We start from the raw sequence: 20,208 nt of genomic DNA, 5'->3' as shown, positions 1-20,208 counted from the left end.
AAATGAGATTTTTTTTATTAACCGCAGAGGGCGCAGAGGGCGCAGAGGAGGAGAAAGAGAGGTTTTTTAGTTTTTATTGATAACTTGGGAGTTCCGCAAAGCTACCCAACCTTTGCGGTTTTTAAAGGAGGCATAGGCTGTCAATAGTTTATCTGTTGGTGATGTTTGAATGTATCCTCTCCAAGCTGCGAATTCGTAGGAAGGGCCAAATAATTTAACTAAATCTGGGCGCGGAAATCCTGACATGGCAAAACCTCTAACGATATTTTCTTGGTTGAGAATGGCAATACATTTTACATTGTTTTCGGGGTCTCCTACCCAGCCAATTACTCTGGCTGCTGTTGGTGCAAGTCTGGTGGCTGTATCAAAATATCCGGGTACTCCGTCTTTGGGTGCTGACAGTAAATTTGCGTCGATTTTTGTGTTTAATGCTGCACAGAAATTGTGTTTTTTGATGTCTCGGTTAAATGGCACTAAGTTATTAGTTTTTAAGGCATCAATTAACCCGATAAAAGCGGCCGGTCTATTGCCTACGCGGTCTTTAATTAGCGTTACGTCGGTGATGCCTAATTGCAGTGATAATGCTACTAACGGTTGATAGGTTGCTCTGCGGGCGATCGCCATTGCAGTTTCGCCTCCCACCCCGTACATTAAAATAACCGCGACTGTGGCGACTGCAAACAGCGGTGTCAGCCAGCGCCCTTGAATTCTGGGTGTTGGTTGCAACTCGCGCACCCACAATACTGTCAGCACAATTGTGCTCATCCAAAACAAAGCTGGGAGTGTGGCGTAGCGGGAAGCGGTGGCCTGTTCGACGCCAAATCCCGATCGACTAACCGCGGCCATTAACGCCGTTTGCAGCGTGTAAAGTTGGATTGATAGCCAAGGCAGCCAATCCGGGTTATCGACCTTTTTTACAAATAGCCAATAACCCACAAAACCCGTCGCTGCCATCAAACCAATTATACCAATAATTGAAGCAACAATAATATTTTCGCTAAAAATTCCGCCGAGGTACGTGGGAATATATTCGATTGTTTTGAGCGGGTTTATTTTAGTTAAAGAAGGGTGATGAGATGGAGTTTTATAAGTTACAAAATAAATTCCAATCACCGCAATCGCAGCAATGAAATACAAATAAGTTATTCGCCGAGGAAACCGCAGCACAACAGCAGCAGCACACAATATCGGCCACAAAGCTAAAGGAGTGCTGTAACTAATACAGCCTAAAACGCCAAAAACAATGCTGCCAATTACCCACTTATTTTGTAAATGCGGGAGCGCAGCCCCTACAAACTCGTTACCAGGCTCTGCCTGGGAATGAATATCAGGAGGCTCTGCCTCCCTTTTATTTAACAAAACTGTCGCATAGGATTGCAAACAAAATATCGAACAAATCACAAATAAATTAGCAATTATCCAGTGAACGCCGCTGAATCCCCGCATCCAATTGTGAGCCGCAGCCGGAGTAAAATTAAAAATAGAAATGCAAAGGAGTAGCGAGATAAATTGCAGCGGAAAACGCCTCAAATTTAACGGCAGCAGAGCAATTAATACGTAACACTGAATCCAAGCCAAGAACCAGGCAACTAAACACAAACCAATATTTGAACCTTGGGTGAAAACTATATTTAAGCCATAAATAATTGCCGGAATCAAGACAAAATGCTCGTTCGCCCGAAATATCCAATTAAAAGGATTTGTAGAGAAACCGTCTACTGAATAAAAATTCCACGTCATCCACCAATAATCAAAATTAGACAAGTCTCCCGCTTGGGATATCAGGTACAAAATATATGACGCTGGTATTAGAATGCCAAGAACTGATGAGGCAATTAAAATATATTGTTGCTTGACTTTCATGGATTCAGACATGGGGATATTTTTAATTTTTAGGGGCGAGTTTAGGTGAGAAACTTTGCATATAACAGGTAACTCATGAATAAAACTCGCCCTCGCGTTTTGAGTCTTCCTCAATTTTTTATTTCACTTCTCTTGCCAGCATTTTTCTGAGTCCTTGCCGCCAGTGGGGAGGATAGGTTCCCAGAAGTGCTGATATTTTCACCGTAGAGAGAACAGAAAAAGCGGGACGTTTTGCGGGTGTCGGATATTCGGAGGTGGTGATGGGAATTACGCGCTGAACTTTTAGAGGTAAGCCGAGTTGTGCTGCTTCCTCAAAAATGGCGATCGCAAAATCGTACCAACTACAAACACCGCTATTAGTGTACTGGTAAGTCCCAAAAGTTTCTGACCCAAGGAGAGGAATAATTTGCGAAATTGCCTCCGCTAAATCCCCAGTCCAAGTAGGACTTCCGATCTGATCGGCTACTACTCGAATTTCTTCCCTTTCCTTTCCCAACCTCAGCATGGTTTTGACAAAGTTGCCTTTGCCTCCGTTGCCGTAAACCCACGCAGTTCTAATAATAATGTGTCGGTTTCCCGCTTTCCGAATTGCTTCCTCACCTGCTAATTTGGACTTGCCGTAAGTTCCCAGCGGATTCGTATAATCTGTTTCCAGATAAGCAGAACCGTGGCTGCCGTCAAATACATAATCAGTAGAAAAGTGAATCAAACTTGCTCCCAGTTTGTCGCATTCTTCTGCAAAAATTCCCGGGGCAATACCGTTGACTGCGCGTGCTAATTCTGGTTCACTTTCCGCTTTGTCTACCGCAGTGTAAGCACCAGAATTGACGACTAAATCAGGTTGAATTTCAGCCATTGCCTGACGGATGGTTTCGGGTTGTGATAAGTCGAGGCGAGTGCGATCGAGCGCAATAACCTCTCCCGAAGATAATAAAATCGGCTGCAATTCTTGAGCTAGCTGTCCGCTGCCGCCTGCGAGTAAAATTTTCATGATCAAAACACTTGAGCTCTTTTCAACGTTTGTCCAGCTTTGTCTTTAGCTGATAAGATTGGTTGGGCACCATCTAGCGGCCAGTCGATCGCCAAATCGGGGTCATTCCACAGGATACACCGCTCGTGTCCCGGTGCATAGTAGTCTGTAGTTTTGTACAAAACTTCAGCAATTTCTGATACTACTAAAAAACCGTGTGCAAATCCCGCCGGAACCCAAAGTTGCCGTTTATTTTCTGAACTCAGCAAACAGCCAACCCACTGCCCAAAAGTCGGCGAACTTTTTCTAATATCCACCGCTACATCAAAGATTTCGCCAGCCACTACCCGCAGCAATTTGCCTTGAGGCTGCTGCATTTGGTAGTGCAAACCGCGCAGCACATTTTTAGAGGATTTGGAATGATTGTCTTGAACAAATTCTGCCGTCACGCCTGTTTTTTCGACAAAAGCTTTGTGATTGAAACTCTCAAAAAAGAAACCGCGGTCGTCTCCGAAAATTTTTGGCTCAATTATCAGAACTTCCGGTATTTCGGTAGATATAACATTCATAGTTAGCTGTGAAAGTGATAAACTCATACTCTGTCTCTGCTATTTTACTATGAAAGCCGACGCATATCTCAAAAAATTGTACGCCAATCGATTTGATTCCACACAGATGCAAGCAAAGGTGGCACTCTGGAAAGTTTTCATTGATGAGTTTTTACAAGATTATGTTCCTCCCGAATCAACCGTCTTAGATATTGGCGGCGGTTACTGCGAGTTTATAAATCAAATTATGGCTGAAAAAAAATATTTGATTGACCTCAATCCAGATTCAAAGTTATTTGCCCATCCTGATGTAAAAGTGCTGAATATCGATATTTTAACTTTTGACGATAAACCCGCTTTTAGCGAAAAATTTGATCGGATATTTATCTCTAACTTTTTTGAACATCTCCGCAATAAAGAAGAACTAATTCAAATTATCTCATTTTGTTTTGAGGCCCTTAAGCCCGGGGGTTCTCTCTTGGTCATCCAGCCGAATTTTAAATACTCATTCAAAGAATATTACGATTTTATTGACCATCAATTACCGATTACCCACTTATCGCTGCAAGAGCTTTTACAAACAGTCGGGTTTGAAATCGACTTAATTATACCAAGATTTTTACCGTTTTCGACTAAAGGCAGACCTGCCTCGCCTTTGCTGTTAAAAGTTTACTTGAAATTACCTTTGTTGTGGCGGTTTTTGGGAGGGCAAATGTTTGTCAAAGCATCGAAACCAAACAATTAACGATCGGGAAAGCGATCGATCGCCACCCCTAGACCATTTCAATTGTTATAATAAAAATTGCAAGTATTCCTGTAGTTAGGGCTGGGCAAAATCAGGATAAATTTGCTAAAAAAGCATCAATTTTAGGAAAAAAATGATGACACAAACATCCCGCGCCATTGCTGTGAATATTCCGCCGACACTAACACTCACCGTTACCCGCGAGCAATTCGTTGAATTGGCGATCGCCAACCGAGAATTAGAATTAGAAAGAACAGCACAAGGAGAGTTAATCGTGAATCCACCAACCGGAGGCGAAACAGGATACAGAAATCTCGATATAGAAGGACAACTTTGGTTGTGGAACCGTCAAACTAAACTAGGTAAAGCGTTTAACTCTTCTACTGGTTTTCACTTGCCCAATGGAGCCGATCGCTCTCCCGATGCAGCTTGGGTGCGTCAAGAAAGGTGGGATGGGCTCACCCCAAAACAAAAAGAAAGTTTTATTCCCTTGTGTCCTGATTTTGTGGTAGAACTCCGTTCTAAAACTGACAACATGGAACCGCTGCGAGCCAAGATGAAAGAGTATATGAACAATGGCGCTCGTTTGGGTTGGTTGATAGATCGGAAAAACAAAAAGGTGGAGATTTACAGGCAAAGTCAAGATGTAGAAGTCTTGGAAAATCCTATTAGTTTGTCCGGTGAAGATGTGTTGCCTGGGTTTGTCTTAGATTTGACAGAAGTTTGGGGATAAGCGATAGAGGGTAGGCACGGGAGCACTACCCCTACAAATCTGTATGAATGATTTAGATTTGCTATTATTTACAAATAAACACATTGCGATTTCAAACAGTATGACCAAGCAAAAAATCTTACAGGAAGGTCGAGAATATACATTTCGTTCATACTTTGAGTTACCTTACGAAACGGATCAAATTTTAGCAGAATTTGATTACTCGCCGATTAAAACTGAGCTGTCTTTGCCGCATACCTCTAGAGAACTGGCAGAAATAGCTTTTCTCAAACAAAGAATTAAAGAAACTTTATTTTTTGTCAGTCTCAGCAGCGAAACAGCTAGAAGAGAATCATTAGTATCGCCAGTTTTGCTAGACATCATCCGGTACTGCAAATGTCAACTGCGATTTGAGTATACTCTCAACGTTAATAGCTGGTTAAAGGGGAATTTAGATTATTTCCTAAAATCCGAGCGAGAATTGCTAGTCATTGAAGCAAATAACGACGATATGACTAGAGCATTTACCCAACTAGCTGTAGAATTGATCGCGATGTCTCACGTTGAAGAGCAAAATATCTTTTACGGTGCGGTGACAATGGGAGATGTCTGGCGATTTGGCAAGTTAGACCGAAATCAGCACACTATTTTTCAAGATATCAATTTGTTTAAAGTGCCTGACGATTTAGAGGATTTAATGAAAATAATGGTGGGAATTTTAGACGGGGATGAAATTTCGCCGTAGGTTGCGTCGCTTCTAGTCACTCAAATAGTGACGAAATTTCCCATAGCGACGCACCTTACTATTTGCAATCTGCAATTAAAAAAATCCCTATAATATCGAACTCAAAACAACCTCATTAGCAGCAATCCAATCATAAATATCCTGCAAAGCCGCTTCCGGCCCAATAACAGGCCGCCATCCTGTTTTCTCCATCACCCTAGAAGAATCAGTAATAAAAATCGGAATATCCCCCGCGCGTTCCTCCAAAACAGGATTAATTGAAATTGATTTTCCGGTAATCTTTTGGCACAAATCAGTTGTCTCAACCAAAGAAAGACTGTTGCTCAAACCGCCGCCAACATTAAAAACTTCGCCGTCAAATTCAGCAAAATGTTCTAACTGATAATTAACTAACCTCAACAAATCTTCAACGTGCAGTAAATCTCTAACTTGCTTCCCGCTGCCGCCAAAACCGATATAACTCAGCGACTTTTGAAAATAGTGAGCGGCCACCCACAAACCGCAAACTCCCTGATCGACTTTACCCATTTGCCAAGCACCCGTAATTAACCCGCAGCGGTTAATTATTGCGGGTACATTGTATGCTTCCCTGTACTCCTCAATCAGCAATTCCGAGGCTAATTTAGTCGCTCCGTAAAGCGAACGGTGTCCTTTTAATGGGAAGTCTTCTGATATGCCCAACTCGGATATACCGGGTAAAGTTTGCTCGGGGGCGATCGCAAATCTATTCGGCAACTCTAACAGCTTAACAGATTTCACACTGGCGATCGGATAAACCCGACTCGTAGACAAAAACAACAAACTCGCACCAGTTTGTCTCGCCAACTCCAAAACATTTACAGTGCCCAGTAAATTCGTCTGCAAAACGTACTGAGGCGAACTAAAACCAGCCAGCACAGAAGGCTCCGCAGCACAATCTATAATGCAGTCAGCATTCAGTGCAACTGGATCTAAATCTGCCGCTGTGCGAATATCCCCGTAAACAAACTGAATCCCGCAACTTTTAAGCCGAGGCAGATTCAATTCTGAACCCCGGCGACGCAGGTTATCTAAACAAATTATTTGCCATTCCGGGTGCAGTTTCTTCAGGCCAATTGCCAAACAACTACCGATGAAACCCGCACCGCCCACAATTAAAATTCTCTCAGGCATTCACTTTTAATTTTGCTATCTTTCTAGTCCGGTGGTAGTCGCCGCGAGAGAGATGTTTTTCGAGCCAGACATACAAGACAATAAACAAATACCGGCTGCCCATCTCTTTTATTTTCAGCTTAGAAATACCAGCAGTCCGATTGTACCACCTCAGAGGAATCACCGTATAGGAAAAACCCCGGACAATTGCTTTTAAAGGCAGTTCCACTGTCAAATTAAAATGATGGCTCAAAATCGGTTGCACGCCTTCAATCACTTCTCTGCGGTAAATTTTGAAAGCATTGGTAACATCGCTGTAGCGCAAGCCAAAAATAGTTTTGACAAACCAATTTGCCAAGCGGTTAATTGCTAACTTGTGAATTGGATAATCAACCACAAAGCCGCCTTTGATAAAGCGGGAACCGAAAACGCAGTCATATCCTTCTTGCAATTTGCGGTATCCTGCTACCAAATCTATCGGATCGTCGGAAGCATCCGCCATCACAATTGCCACAGCATCTCCGTCAAATTCCGCCAATCCCCGTCGCACGGCAAATCCGAAACCGTTGGGAGGTTGATTGTTGATGTATCTAACTGTGGGAAAAGTCTCTGACAACTCCTGGCAAATATCAATAGTTCGATCGACACTGTTGTCATTCACAATCAAAATTTCGTGCGGAATGCCTTCTAAATCGAGCGTCTGGGCGATCGCCCGCACAGTACCTTCCAAACAGCCCTCTTCATTGTGGGCTGGTATAACTACAGAAATTTTCACTCCTTCTCCTCCACTTTTAGCCTCGCGCCACCGCGCAACTGGACAAACTGGTTGTCAACAGGATTATACACCCAAGCTTTAATTTCAGTTTGGGCGATCGGCAAATTATTAGCCGACAACTCAACAGCCCACCTTGCATTATTGTATAACTCAGATTTTAAACTCTTAGCGATGTCGGGACTGTCTGAGTTGACATAAGCGTTAGCAAAAAAAGATTGTTTGTCGCCGACAGATAGCAGTACAATATTAGGCTGTTGTAAATTTTCGGGTAAAACCGCCCAACCAGCAGCCTTGACAGCATCATTTTGCTTAACAGTCAAGAATTGATTGCTGGTTTGAGGTTGGTCTAAATAGCCGTAAACTTTCTCGGTATTAGAAATAAACTCTACATTTTTCGCGAACTTTCTCCAACCTATTTTGTCGATAATTGCAGCGCCTTCTCTCACCAGCCAAGTTTTTTTGCTCAGCACCCTCAAACAGCTTTCCGGCGAATTCTTAAAAAAATCAGACTGTTCCAGATAGTTGATTAACTGCAAACAATCTTGAGCGCCTTGTTTGTAAAGAAGTGTCGAGCGAGATTGGGCGATCGCCTGTTGAGAGTTAACAATAATTGTAGCAATTAACAGCCCTGCCAACATCCGATAAAAAAAAATGTAGTTGTGGTTTAACGTTGCTTTTGTTTCTTGATATTTACCTCTGACAAACAATTGGCCTAGCTGAACCACAGCAATTAACAGCAAAATCGAATTCGTCGTATATCTCGACGATTCGAGCGCCTGAATCGCCCCAAATTCCGCCCTACCAGCCGTAATAAACAGAGCCGATAAAACCGAAAACAAACCTATTGACAGCCAAGGTAAAGCCTCACGATGCTCGGTAATCTTTCTCCCAAAGTGGAACACAAAAAATAAGAAACTTGCAAATATGGCTAATCCAACTAATGCTGAAATTCCCGACATACGAACAATTGGCGAACCCAGCAAACTCAAAAAGTAATCAATTACCACCAGGGGCTTATTCAACAATGAAATAATACTTGTTTTCCGACTGGGATGATAATCAATTGAGTAAACAGCACAAGTTGCAGCAAACAGCAATATCCATAGAATCAATCTTTTTCTTTTTTCTACCGCATTTCCTTCTAAAGCCGCCACAGCCGCAATTGCAGCCAACCAAGACAGCAAGCCTTGCGCGAGGGAAAAACTAGCAATAAAGCAGAATAAAGCAGCAATCGATATTTGAACAGAGTACGGACACGGCACTGTCGTGTCCGTACTCTGTTCGATCTGAGGTGTTGCATCATTTTCAAGAACGGGCAAGATGCCCGTTCCACAAAAATTCAATGTTCTTGTGGAACGGGCATCTTGCCCGTTCCTAAATAGCTTATCGATATTGGTGCAACATCTCTGTTTCATCCGATTGAAAACCGCTATATTAGGCAAAAATTTGCGATTTGAACTCAGCGCATAAACCGCAGCTACAAAACACAAATTGACTAAAAACCAAGCCAATTGAAATCCCCAAAGCCAGTTTTCGTACTGAACTAGAGAGAAAACCAAAATACAAGTTAAAATATTAGCTAAATGCCACAAATCATCCCCAACCTTCTTAACTTGCATCGAGGATAACTTGTACGTAGCGAGAAAAGTTATCGCAGCCAAACCTATGCTGAGACACAACTGATAATTAATATTCCATCTGGAAGCAAAAGCCAGCACCGCAATAATTATTTTCGGGAACACTATGCGGTGATTGCTGTGCAAAGCCCAAAAATCGTTAAAAGTTATATTTCCCTGAACTATTTTCTCAAAAAGGCTAGCTAACCTCCACTCGTCATCAACGGGAACGTTAACGCTAAAATTCGCAACAAATCCGATTAACAAGACAACAGGAATTACGTATAAAGTAAATAATATGATTTTTTTCATTAATATCAAATCCGGTAGCATCGGAATTGTAAAATCTAGTCATATCATGTCCGATCGATTAACTATAATATCCCGGTTGTAGGGGCGGGTTTTTGAGATTGGAGATTGTTGGCAGCTATTGTTGGTGAACCCGCCCCTACAAAAATCGCGGTCGCTCGACCGGACATGATATCATCAGCTTTTCGACTGACAATCAACAGTCAACAGTCAACCGTCAACAGTCAACCGTCAACTGTTCGCTACTTAACAGTCTTGAACGTATCCAGCTTCCCAGTAAACCTGTTGATAAACATCTGCAAAACAGTCCGCTTGCCGATATTGATATTAGAGCTTACGGCCATTCCCGACTGCAAATTAACCTCCACTTGATTGGGCTTGCCCTTATTCAAAAGAAACTTTTGATTTTTGAGCTTAATTTTGGTTTTAAAAGCGTAGTATTTCCGCAGTTCCGTAGGAGGCTCAGCATCGCTGCTAATCTCTTTCACTTCACCCTCAGCAGTACCGAACTCCAAAGCCGGGAAAGCTTCAACATTCACCTCCACAGGCACGCAGTCGTAGTGCGTCAGACCCAATTTCTCTCTATTAACTTCCTTCTCAGGACACACGCAACTTTTACCTATTTCGCAGTCAATCTTTTCTCCATCCAATTGTTTGCCGTGATACTTCTCCAATTTTTCCCGCTTCTGTCTCAAAGCATCCAATACCAGAGCCACATTGCTGTTTTCCAGATAAACAACTGCTTCCAGACCGTTTTCGTCGTCCAAAACCTTGAGCAGCTTCTCAGTTTGCTGCGCTTCATAATAAGCTTCTTCGCAGCGTGTGGGACGCGGTTCGCCCGGTTTCACCACCGAGTTAATAATGGATTGGCATATCGGATCTTTCGCCATATCCAACTTAGCATTCTCCTTCTTAGAAGGTTTCAAATCGAAGATAACGCCGGATACCGGAGCTTTCAGAATTTGAGTATCGCGGGTTTGCTGTGCTTTTTCTAGCTGAGCGTTCACCTCGGACAGCTTTTTCAGGTTTTCAACTTTGAAGCGGCTTAGCTGAGAATCGCTGCTGGCAATTTGTTTCTGGTTTTCAGCAATTTTGGTGTAAAGTTCTTTAGCCCAGGAATCTTTGGTGTTTTTCAACTGTTCTTGGGCGCGGCTGATAGACTCCTGAAGGCGCGCTTGCTCTCCTTGCTGGCGCTGTACTTCAGCACTAATTTTTTGAATGTCACCTTGACGCGCGTTAATTTCGCCTCGGCGCGTATTTATCTCACCTCGGCGGGTGTTGATTTCACCTTTACGGGAGTTGATTTCACCTTCGCGCTGCTTGATTTGATCTTGCTGTTTGAGAACGTCGCTTTGGCCTCTGAAAACATCTTGTTCCTGCTTTTCTTTTTGCAGTTCAGCGATGGCTCCTTGCTCTACCAGGGGGCCGAGTCTGCCTAGAATGTTTTGATTCGACTTCAATACTTGTTGGGATTTCGCTAACTGTTCGTCCGCCAAATCTCTCTGAGCCAGGGCAGATTTTACTTGCTCTTGCGAAGAACTTAACTGCTGCTGAGCATAATTTAATTGGTTCTGGGCAAAACCCAATTGTTGCTGTGCCACTGTCATTTGATCGCCGGCGGCTTTCTCAGCATCCTCAGCTTGCTTCAGTTGTTTTTCCAACTCCTGAACTTGCCCTTGGGCTGCGGCGACGCGAGACAGAAATTCCGATCGATAATTAACATAAAGTCCTTGCTGGGCTGCATCAAAATTTCCGCTGGCTCCCCGATTGAGGTACAGTTCGTCAATCAAAGCTTGCAGCACTTGATTTTGTGCCGTGAGGCTCTGTCTGTCCTTGATTGTTGATTCTAGGTTAGAAGGAACAGCGCCTTGAATTTTGCCGTTGACAACATCTTCGTAAAATTTATTTTCCTTTTCCAGAGCTTCTTTAGTTTTCTGGACCGATGTTAAATCGGCACTGGGTGCAAGGGGGTTGAAAGTGAGCAGAGGCTGGTTCTTTTCCACACGATCGCCATTTTCAACGTGAAGTCTCACCACAGCGCCCGTAGCAGGTGCTTGGATGTCTCTAGCACCATCTTTGAGTTCCAATTGGCCGACAGCGGGGACAGCTTGCTCTACGCTAGCAAAATAAGCCCAAACTACACCTGAAGTGGTCATCAGCATGATCATCCACAAAAACAAGTGCGACCAAATCGCTGGTTTTTCTAGAATGACTGGTTGCTCAGAAAGTATTACCGATTTCATAGCCATTTGTGAGTTGTTATTTGTTAGTTGTTATTGGTTATTTGGGAATTGGGCATTGGGCATTGGGAATTGGGCATTGGGAATTGGGCATTGGGAATTGCACCTTACTGTTTGCCATTATTTTTTAGTGATTACCGATTACCCGATTACCCGATTACCCGATTACCCATTATCAGGTATTCGACGACTCTTGTTGTTGGAAGAGGCAGTAGTAACGCCCTTTAAGAGCCATTAATTCTTTATGAGTTCCCCGCTCGACTACAGAACCTTGATCCATCATAATAATTATGTCGGCGTTTTGGATTGTAGTCAGGCGGTGAGTAATGAAAAACACCGTGCGACCGGCGAAAGCTTCTGCTAAGTTATTGCAAACTTGGCGTTCGGAATGGTAGTCGAGGGCGCTTGTAGCTTCGTCCAAAATCAGCAGTTTCGGGTTTTGCAAAATCGTGCGGGCGATCGCCAAACGCTGCCTTTGACCCCCAGAAAGCGACGCACCCCGCTCTCCGACTATCGTATTGTAGCCAGCAGGCAAGCTCATAATAAAATCGTGAGCTACCGCTAATTTCGCAGCTCGCACAATCTCATCCGTACTCGCATCGGGATTGCTCAGAGCAATATTTTCCTGTACCGAGCAGTTAAACAGCAAAGTATCTTGCAGCACCACCCCAAGTTGGCTGCGGAGCGAATATAATTCCACCTTAGCAATGTCGTACCCGTCAATAAAAATCCGGCCCGACAGCGGCGCATAAAGACGCTGCAACAGCTTCATCGCCGTACTTTTACCGGAACCGCTTCCCCCCACAATTCCCACAAAACTGCCAGCGGGAAATTCCAAATTCACATTAGCCAATTGCAGCGGCCCGCTCTCCAGGAATCGGAAGGAAACCTCCTCATACGTAACCTGCCCTTGAATTGCCGGCAGCGGGATATTGCTGCGGTCTTCATCGCTGGTTTCCGTCGGCGTATCGACCACATCCTTGAGCATATCGATCGACATCGAGACTTCTTGGAAACTCTGCCACACGCTCACAAAACGCAGCAGCGAACCAGTCACGTTCCCGGAAATAATTCGGAAAGCAATCAACTGACCCAAAGTAATCTCATTTCCCAGTACCAAATAAGCTCCCACCCACAACTGAGCCAAGTTACCCACTTGGTTTAAAAAGCTGCTAACCGTACCGGCCGTAGTCCCCGTGATAATTGTTTTAAAACTGGCTGTAATGTATTTTGCGTAGCGGCTCGACCACTCCCAGCGCGATTTCAATTCAATATTTTGAGCCTTAACAGTTTGAATCCCGCTGACTACTTCCACTAGATAAGATTGAGAGTCAGCAAAACGCATATTTCTCTGTTTGATCAGGCGCAGCACCAGCGGATTGATTAGAACAATCATCAGCCCCAGTATCGGTACCACTGCCAAAGATACAAACGTTAGCTGCACGCTGTAGGAGAGCATAACGGCGACATAAACCACCGAAAATACCGCATCGAGAACCACTGTCAGAGCTGTACTCGTCATGAATTCCCGAATCTGGCCCATCATGCTGAATTTGTAGACCAAATCTCCGACGCGCCGGTTGTCAAAGTAATTTTGGGGAAGCCGCAGCAAGTGGTCGATTACCTCCGCACTCAATTTGACATCGATGCGGTTTGAGGTGTCTATAAACAAAAAGGTGCGTAAACCGTTTAGCAGTCCTTCAAACAGGGCAACACCTAACAGAAATGCCCCCAAAATATCCAAGGTGTCAATGCTGCGCTGACCTAATACTTTATCAATAATTACTTGGCTGATTAATGGGTTGGCAAGACCAAATAACTGTACAAAAAACGAAGCGAGCAACACCTCAAAAAACACTGTCTTGTGTTCCATCAGCGCCGGCACAAACCACCAGAAGCTGAACTGCTCTTTTTGTTCGACTTGCGGAGCTTGCAGCAGCAGGACTTCTCCCTGTTCGCCCCAGATTTCTTTAAACTGAGGTATCCGCTTCCGCATCAGCCCCTTTTCGGGCGTGGCCATCACCAATTCTTGCTCGGTGATGCTGTAAATAATGGCAAAGCTATCTTGCCATTTAATCATTACCGGGGCTTTGATGCGGTTGATGGCTTCTGCTGGCACTTGCGCCAATTGAGGCGTGAGGCCGATGCTTTGGGCGATCGCCCCGCAAGCTTGCATACTGATAGAACCAGCCGTTTTTAACTGATTTTCTAGAACTTTGCGGATGATATCTCGACGAAATTTGAGGCCGAAATACTTGCTCAACATCTGGAAGCAAGCTAGCGGGGCGTCAATCTGCCCTTTGGCGCGGAAAACTGGGTATCTCGCCGCATCCTTTGGTTGGTCGGTTGCGGCTTCTGGGGGACGGTCAGGGCCGGGTAGAACCTCGATCAATTTTCCGCCGAGCGGCTTGGGCCCTGGGCCTACTATGTCTGTCGTGCCATTTAATGGGTCTGTCTCGGGTTGGGGTTCGGGGGGTTCCCGGAAGCCGACCAATCGCGCGCCGAGGCGGCCTTCTACTTTTAAGGATTTGGCTGCGTTTTCCACAGAGAAGCGGCTGCCGGTGGGAAATTCGCCCAAGACGCCGCTGCTGACGAGCCAAATTCGATCGGCATCTAGCTCTTTAGCGAGGTCTTGAGTCTTTTTGTTGCCGTTTGGTACGTTGACAACTGTCGCATCTTCCGAAGCTTGCAAGCTGAGTTCCTTGAGATTGGAAGTCCCGTCGGCTTGGCGCTGCAATTCCAGGCTCAACAGTTCAAATACTTCGCTCAAGGAACAGTGTTCGCGAAAGGCCTCTCCAAAGGTCGGCTGTTTTTCCAGTAAACTCAGGAAATCTTCGGCAGGTAGGACGATCGCGATCACATCTGTAGAGGCGATCGCCGTCTCGCAGGGAACTCCCCTGAGCAAACCAGCCCAGCCGAGAATTTCCTGCGACTGCACCAAGCGCAAACTTACGTGGCGCTGCGATCGCTGGTCAAAGCCCAGCAGCCGGGCCTGGCCTTGATAGATAATTGCCACCTGGGTCGGCATTTTTTCCCGTTCAAACAGAGGTTGCCCAGTCCGGTAGCCGAGGAGTTGGCATTTAGCCACCAAGGCTGACAGAGCCGTCTCTGAGAGCCGGTCAAAGGGATGTGTTTGAGCTAGGAAATCCTGAATCTGGGAGAGGGAAACAGCGGAAGAAGTCATCCGATTTTAGATTTTAGATTTTAGATTTTAGATTTGAATCCACAGATGAATCCGAAGGCTTTTTGTCAAGATGCTACGCTTTTTAAAGTCTCCACGGGTAAATCCGGGGGCCCCAGAGCAAAATTGCTTTCGGTCATGATATTGAAGACACGGAGGAGAGGGGCTGTAGCGGGCCTATTTGCGATATCTGTTCGGCGAGCCAGCTTTCAAAGAGTTCGTTAATCAAGTGCAGCCGCATCGATTCATCGAGCTGGGCCGGCATGAACTTTTCTAGTCGAATAATTACCATCCATTCTGCCAGAGGACGCGGCGTCCAGAGTTGATTTGGCTGGCTGACGGACAAAAGTTTGCTGATTGCCGGGTGGGGCTGCGAGAGCGGTACTGGGCCCAACAAGCCGCCTGACTTGGACTCGGGCCCTTCGGAAAAGTCGCGGGCCACTTCGGCAAAGCTTTGTTCCCCTTCGAGGATGCGAAAGTAAAGTTCGTTTGCCAGTGCTGGATTTTTGGTGCGTACCAGGGAATAGACTACGTGGTCTAGGCTGGCTTTGCGGGTTAAAAAATAATTATCTACTTTAGGTCTCCAAGTCTCTTGCTTAAATTTTTCGATCAGCAAGGGCCTGACGGCCATCTCTTGAAGTTCTTCTGCCGTCATATTTTGTTGGCGCAGCCAAGCTTCTTTGGCTTCCGGGGCTGTCAGTTGGTGCTGTGCCAGAAAGTTCTCAACAGCGGATTGGCGTTCTTCGTCGCTGCAACTAAAGGATGCGATCGCTTGGTCTACTATGACACCGCGCAAGAATTGCGGCATCAACTGGTACCGCTTCAGGAGCGATGGCATATCCTGAGCTTGCAGTAATTTATCGCCTATTTGAAAAAGTCCTGTCATTTTTTTATCTCCAACTGACTTGCGCTTCCCCTTTTAATTTAGCTGTGGCAGGAAAAGAGCGACAACCACTAACCCCTCGATTCCCCGATGATAGCAGACCGTCAGCGGGCTAGCGCTATTGCTGTCTATTTCCTGACGCTCTGCCTTGCGAGGGGTTCCCCGGGTGTCTCACAATGGTATCTCGATCGGGCGAAAATTGGAGAGTGAGAAAATCTTCCTTCTGCCATCTTCCTTCTTACTTCAACATCCATCTGTTAAATCCGTTAAAACCCCTACACTGTGCGTTGCCGAACCTTCTTCTTCCTTCACTCTCGAAATAGTCTTTCAAATAGTGTTCCGAGTTGGGTCGAGCAAGCGCGACTGTCGAGATACTTAGGGTTTGCCGCCATTTTTTGCTGGATTCGATCGCGGTAGTGCCGGCGCAGTTCTGGGTTGGTTCCCAGTGCTGTACTCAGCTCTAAATAAGAGTTCTCGCTGTTTGCTACCAGTTCCGGAAGTAGCAGTTCTTCGAGCACTGCGGCTGATTGTCGCGATCGCCCTGTTGGCCCTTTTCTTACCACTACAGGCAACCCTGCCAACAGCGGTTCTGCTAAGGAGCAAGCACTGCTGTATGGATAGGTGTCTAAATATATATCAGCTAATTCCAGACATTTTATGCAATCGGCGCGAGATGGCAGCGCTTTAATCACCACTAAGCGCTTTTTGTCAATCCCAAATTCCGCAAAGAGCGATCGAATTTGTTTGTAAAAAGGCACACTTGGATAGTTTTCATGGCGGGAACTAAAGGGATACAAAACTAAAAGAGAATTCGGTACGGCAGCAATAATTTTTGCCCAAGTTTCTCTCAATTCAGGGATAATTGTAAAAGCTCGAGCGCCGGACATGAACACTACAGATTCGTCGGTGGCTCCCCAACTTTTGCGAGTCGGTTCAACTCTGGCAGGTGCTGATTCTACAGTATAGCTTACACAAACTCCCGAGCCTTTTAAAGTAATTAATTTTTCGCGATACTCTGCTGCTGCACCTGCGTACACTGTCAAATCTCCGGCAATTAAATAATCGATATTTCGGGCGCCGGTGGTGGCGGGGGTTGATGCACCGGTAGCTATTTGCACTCGCGCTAGTCGGTGCAGGCACAGCAGCGCGCTTGGTTGGGAAGTGTCGGCAGTATTGGTGCAGATTAGCAGAATATCTAAATCGTGCGATCGAATTTCTCGGACTTGATTTGGCAAATCTTCCGGGAGTTGCACCAGTTTGTCGGCGCAATCTTCGCAATATTTCCCCAATCGCTCGTCTTGTACCTGAAAATGGTACACGATTATTTCAAATTTGCTTCTGTCTAAATATTCAAAACTCGAAATTGCCGCACGAGTCTCGGACTTATCGCTAATTTGATCGAGCAAAAAGCCAAGTCTAATTTGTGCTTTTTCAGGTTCTATGTGAGGAAACTTACATTCTATTTGACAGCCGATATTTTTCAAATGAAATTCCAGAATATCAGCTCGCTGACTCAATACATTGAGCAGATTTGCCTCGCTCAAATACAAAGCTTGGAAGCTAACATTTTTGGCAATAAAAGCTGCCAAATAACGCCAAACTTCCGACTCAGGAAAACTGGCGATATTAGCAGCGACGTACTTGATTAACTGCTGGAAATATTCAGAGTAGCTTTCAACTTCCGACTTTTGTTTAAACTGATATCTTGCACCATTCTCAATTACTTGTTTAGGAACAGGCAAGATGCCTGTTCCACAAGAAAATTCATCTCTTGTGGAACCAACAGGCAAAATGCCTGTTCCACCAGAAAATTCATCTTTTGTGGAACCAACAGGCAAGATGCCTGTTCCACCAGAAAATTCATCTCTTGTGGAACGGGCATCTTGCCCGTTCTTGACAATGGCCCAACATCTCTGTTTAAAATAATTCGGCGACTGAAATAGGAATTTCAGAAAGTCTTCAAAAAACCACTGGGGAATCGCTGCATTTTTATACTCTAGTGGCAACTGATAAGCGTCGCGGTACAGCATCGCTGCGAGAGGATATTGAATCCGATCGGCAATTTCCCCTTTTTCAGCAAGTTTCGAGGATAACTGCTGGACAAAAATTTGTTCTGACTCAGTTAAAGCTTCATTTTTTATGCCGCTATCTAGTAGCAACTTATGAGCTTTCCCCGCTTCTTGCGAGTAAGCACTTTCTAATTTTTCCGCTGGCAAATTCAGCCAATATTCAGCTAGCTGTTGGCGGTATTGGCGCAGTTGCGCGAGAATAGACTGTTTTGATGGCAATTTATTATATTGCTCGAGCAGTGCTGACAAGTCAGATAAACTCGGCTGGGTTCTCAATGCCAACTTTTGGCGAATTTTCTCTTTAATTGATTGATTCAGAAAACTGTAATCAGGACTATTTAGGAGTTTCTTGTAAAATCTGACTACATCTTTATGATTTTCCCCAGCCGCAAAGTTTTTCCAAGTTTGTTGTTCGGGATGAATCCGCAATGACGACAGTTTTTTGTCTATAAATCCGATGTGATAATTCCCCATGATGCGCCACCACATATCTAAGTCTACATACTGAGACAATCCCGAATCAAACAATCCTATTTCTTCAAATACTCGGGCGGCAATTAAGACGGTACTCGGTTCGCCAATTTTATTTATGGGGTTGTTCAAGCAGTTAGTATCTGCTAGCATTGCTTTTCCGGGTTGAATTGTTTTTAAATTCGACCAACTTTTGTGCAAATCTTTAATTGATTTGGAAGCTCTCCGCAAAATGGGGTTAGATTCCTCTTCAGCTATGGTGATGCCGCGCGGGGAGAAAACCATGCCTATTTCTGGGTTTTGTTGGGCGAGTGCGACCATTTTTTCAATACATTCTGGTGCGAGCAAGTCGTCTTGAAACAGAAATTTAATGTATTGACCTTTTGCTTGGGATATGCAGAAGTTCCAGTTTTGTGATAAGCCGTAGTTGCGGTGCAGTACGATGCGGAAATCGACTGAGGTTTGCGATTGGAAGGATTGGGCGATCGCAATTGTTTCGTCTGTGGAACCGTCGTCGGATACAATCAGTTCTATGTTAGGGTATGTTTGGGCTAAAGCACTTTGAATCGCTTCGCCAATAAATGCCGCTCCGTTGTATGTCGGAATACAAATACTAACTAAAGGTGGTGCATTTTTTACTGTCGCTACCTGAGATGACTTTTTTCGTATTCCGCTATCCAAGCTTTTGAAATTATCTGTAATTTCGGCAATATATTCGAGACGGTTTTGAATTTTCCTCCCGACAACTTGCGGATTCAGTAAAGTCTTAATTTCCTCAGCAGCTATTCTTCCAACTTGCTGAGCTTCCCGGTAATTGTTGAAGACATGACGCATTAAATCAGCAGCGTGTTCTGTATCGGGTTCTGCCCACATATTACCTTTTTTGTAAGGCCCGCAATCTGCTGCAATTGGCACTAACTTGTATTTTACTAAAAAGCTGTTGCCGACATTCATAAATTCTGTATTTGATGAATAGCCTGTGGCAATTACTGGTTTGCCGTAAAACATGGCTTCAGCCATTGTTAAGCCGAATCCTTCGCAGCGGTGCAGCGATACGTAACAGTCGCAATTGTAGAGCAAACCGTTAATTTCATCTTTGGACAAATACCCGTCTAGATGTTTGATATTTGAATTATTTGCTATGGCTGAGTTTAAGGATGCTTGCTCCTCTGGAAATTTGTTTGAATTAGAAGATTTGATCGTCAATAATACGCCGTCATCTTCGCCGAAAGCTTGTTTAAACGCTTGAATTACCGCTAAAGGATTTTTGCGCTCGATGCGGCTGGAAAAGTCGAATACAAACAAGAAAATAAATTTATCTTTAGGCAAATCGAGTGCTTCTCTGCTAAGGTAAGGTGCGGGGAGAGCAAGAGCAGGCATGATTTTAATGACGGGAATTGGCGAGACTGCGGAAATTGCCTCGGCGCAATAGTTGCTGTAAGTCCATATTTCGTGAAAGTGATTAAATGCTGGCTGCCATTCCGGGGGAAATACGGGAAGTTCCCAGGCCCAAAAGCCGATATTGTATTTGTTTTCAAAATAGCTGGAACCTGTATATTTGATAAAGGTTGCAACTTGATCGGCGTTGATTTGAATTAAGTTGACGGGATGGGGATTGTCTTGGTTGAAATTTTGATATGTGGTGTCTTGTTTGCGGTGGGGACTGCGGGTAAAATTGTTAATATTGAAGGGAATGTTGGCGGCTTCTGCGGCTCTGATATTTGCTCTGACACCTTCTCCTATGCCAAATTCGCCGTTGATGTAGCCGGCGATGTTAATTCCTAGATTTTGGTTCATAGTTTTTAATGTATTCAGCAAAGTGTTGTGTTGATTTTTGGGAAAAAAGCAGAATTAATTGATAATCTTAATTGCGCTAAAGGATGGTAGGTGTTGAGAAGAAATTATAATTATGCCCAATATTTGCTAACATATCGCCATCCTTGCAGGATT

The 20,208-nt window shown here is 44.5% G+C and carries 13 protein-coding genes; 3 read left to right on the top strand and 10 right to left on the bottom strand.

The annotated features are described in order from the left end of the window. Positions 1–66: 66 nt before the first annotated feature. The 3 genes from QUA56_RS21940 to rfbC all read right to left on the bottom strand — a co-directional run bounded on the left by QUA56_RS21940 (position 67) and on the right by rfbC (position 3,402). Positions 67–1,875, bottom strand: coding sequence for a hypothetical protein (locus QUA56_RS21940; protein ID WP_333361440.1), 1,809 nt, complete (start codon positions 1,873–1,875; stop codon positions 67–69). Positions 1,876–1,981: 106 nt separating this feature from the next. Next, entirely contained in the window at positions 1,982–2,854 is an 873-nt protein-coding gene (gene rfbD, locus QUA56_RS21935; protein WP_333361438.1) for a dTDP-4-dehydrorhamnose reductase, read from the bottom strand. A gap of 2 nt (positions 2,855–2,856) precedes the next feature. Then, entirely contained in the window at positions 2,857–3,402 is a 546-nt protein-coding gene (gene rfbC, locus QUA56_RS21930; protein WP_333361436.1) for a dTDP-4-dehydrorhamnose 3,5-epimerase, read from the bottom strand. Between the two features lie 49 nt (positions 3,403–3,451). On the opposite strand from rfbC, the gene QUA56_RS21925 reads away from it, so the two are divergent. From QUA56_RS21925 to QUA56_RS21915, 3 genes are all read left to right on the top strand, one after another. Next, the gene (locus QUA56_RS21925) at positions 3,452–4,126 is read left to right on the top strand and encodes a methyltransferase domain-containing protein (protein ID WP_333361434.1); all 675 of its coding nucleotides are present in this window, start codon (positions 3,452–3,454) and stop codon (positions 4,124–4,126) included. Between the two features lie 133 nt (positions 4,127–4,259). Then, a complete protein-coding gene (locus QUA56_RS21920; RefSeq protein ID WP_333361432.1) occupies positions 4,260–4,859 on the top strand; it encodes a Uma2 family endonuclease in 600 nt (199 codons plus the stop codon). 100 nt (positions 4,860–4,959) lie between these two features. Further along, on the top strand, positions 4,960–5,583 hold the full coding sequence (locus QUA56_RS21915) for a hypothetical protein (protein WP_333361431.1): 624 nt from the start codon (positions 4,960–4,962) through the stop codon (positions 5,581–5,583). A gap of 87 nt (positions 5,584–5,670) precedes the next feature. Here the strand turns inward: QUA56_RS21915 and QUA56_RS21910 are convergent, their stop codons facing one another. The 7 genes from QUA56_RS21910 to QUA56_RS21880 form a co-directional block, all read right to left on the bottom strand. Next, positions 5,671–6,735 (bottom strand): NAD-dependent epimerase/dehydratase family protein, encoded by a 1,065-nt coding sequence (locus QUA56_RS21910; protein ID WP_333361430.1) that lies wholly within the window; start codon positions 6,733–6,735, stop codon positions 5,671–5,673. Further along, the gene (locus tag QUA56_RS21905; protein WP_333361428.1) at positions 6,728–7,489 is read right to left on the bottom strand and encodes a glycosyltransferase family 2 protein; all 762 of its coding nucleotides are present in this window, start codon (positions 7,487–7,489) and stop codon (positions 6,728–6,730) included. Before QUA56_RS21905 ends, QUA56_RS21910 begins: the two co-directional genes overlap by 8 nt. Continuing rightward, positions 7,486–9,417: a hypothetical protein gene (locus QUA56_RS21900; RefSeq protein WP_333361426.1), complete on the bottom strand. Its 1,932-nt coding sequence runs from the start codon at positions 9,415–9,417 to the stop codon at positions 7,486–7,488. The genes QUA56_RS21905 and QUA56_RS21900 overlap by 4 nt, the downstream gene beginning before the upstream one ends. Before the next feature lie 239 nt (positions 9,418–9,656). Continuing rightward, positions 9,657–11,663 carry a chromosome partitioning protein ParA gene (locus QUA56_RS21895; protein ID WP_445242936.1) on the bottom strand — a complete coding sequence of 669 codons (2,007 nt, stop codon included), beginning with the start codon at positions 11,661–11,663 and terminating at the stop codon, positions 9,657–9,659. 166 nt (positions 11,664–11,829) lie between these two features. Beyond that, entirely contained in the window at positions 11,830–14,838 is a 3,009-nt protein-coding gene (locus QUA56_RS21890; protein WP_333361421.1) for a peptidase domain-containing ABC transporter, read from the bottom strand. Positions 14,839–14,971: 133 nt separating this feature from the next. Next, positions 14,972–15,721: a peptidylprolyl isomerase gene (locus QUA56_RS21885; protein ID WP_333361419.1), complete on the bottom strand. Its 750-nt coding sequence runs from the start codon at positions 15,719–15,721 to the stop codon at positions 14,972–14,974. Between the two features lie 305 nt (positions 15,722–16,026). Further along, positions 16,027–20,055 (bottom strand): glycosyltransferase, encoded by a 4,029-nt coding sequence (locus tag QUA56_RS21880; RefSeq protein WP_333361417.1) that lies wholly within the window; start codon positions 20,053–20,055, stop codon positions 16,027–16,029. Positions 20,056–20,208 lie beyond the last annotated feature (153 nt).

The organism is Microcoleus sp. N3A4 (assembly GCF_036701805.1).
Taxonomy (GTDB): domain Bacteria; phylum Cyanobacteriota; class Cyanobacteriia; order Cyanobacteriales; family Microcoleaceae; genus Microcoleus.
The sequence above is the reverse complement of the archived record's forward strand: the minus strand, read 5'-3'. Positions and strand labels throughout refer to the sequence as shown.

Bases quoted from the DNA above. Each gene is read 5' to 3' on its own strand.
- QUA56_RS21940 (WP_333361440.1), bottom strand. From the start codon at position 1,875: ATGTCTGAATCCATGAAAGTCAAGCAACAATATATTTTAATTGCCTCA.
- rfbD (WP_333361438.1), bottom strand. From the start codon at position 2,854: ATGAAAATTTTACTCGCAGGCGGCAGCGGACAGCTAGCTCAAGAATTG.
- rfbC (WP_333361436.1), bottom strand. From the start codon at position 3,402: ATGAATGTTATATCTACCGAAATACCGGAAGTTCTGATAATTGAGCCA.
- QUA56_RS21925 (WP_333361434.1), top strand. From the start codon at position 3,452: ATGAAAGCCGACGCATATCTCAAAAAATTGTACGCCAATCGATTTGAT.
- QUA56_RS21920 (WP_333361432.1), top strand. From the start codon at position 4,260: ATGATGACACAAACATCCCGCGCCATTGCTGTGAATATTCCGCCGACA.
- QUA56_RS21915 (WP_333361431.1), top strand. From the start codon at position 4,960: ATGACCAAGCAAAAAATCTTACAGGAAGGTCGAGAATATACATTTCGT.
- QUA56_RS21910 (WP_333361430.1), bottom strand. From the start codon at position 6,735: ATGCCTGAGAGAATTTTAATTGTGGGCGGTGCGGGTTTCATCGGTAGT.
- QUA56_RS21900 (WP_333361426.1), bottom strand. From the start codon at position 9,417: ATGAAAAAAATCATATTATTTACTTTATACGTAATTCCTGTTGTCTTG.
- QUA56_RS21895 (WP_445242936.1), bottom strand. From the start codon at position 11,663: ATGGCTATGAAATCGGTAATACTTTCTGAGCAACCAGTCATTCTAGAA.
- QUA56_RS21890 (WP_333361421.1), bottom strand. From the start codon at position 14,838: ATGACTTCTTCCGCTGTTTCCCTCTCCCAGATTCAGGATTTCCTAGCT.
- QUA56_RS21885 (WP_333361419.1), bottom strand. From the start codon at position 15,721: ATGACAGGACTTTTTCAAATAGGCGATAAATTACTGCAAGCTCAGGAT.
- QUA56_RS21880 (WP_333361417.1), bottom strand. From the start codon at position 20,055: ATGAACCAAAATCTAGGAATTAACATCGCCGGCTACATCAACGGCGAA.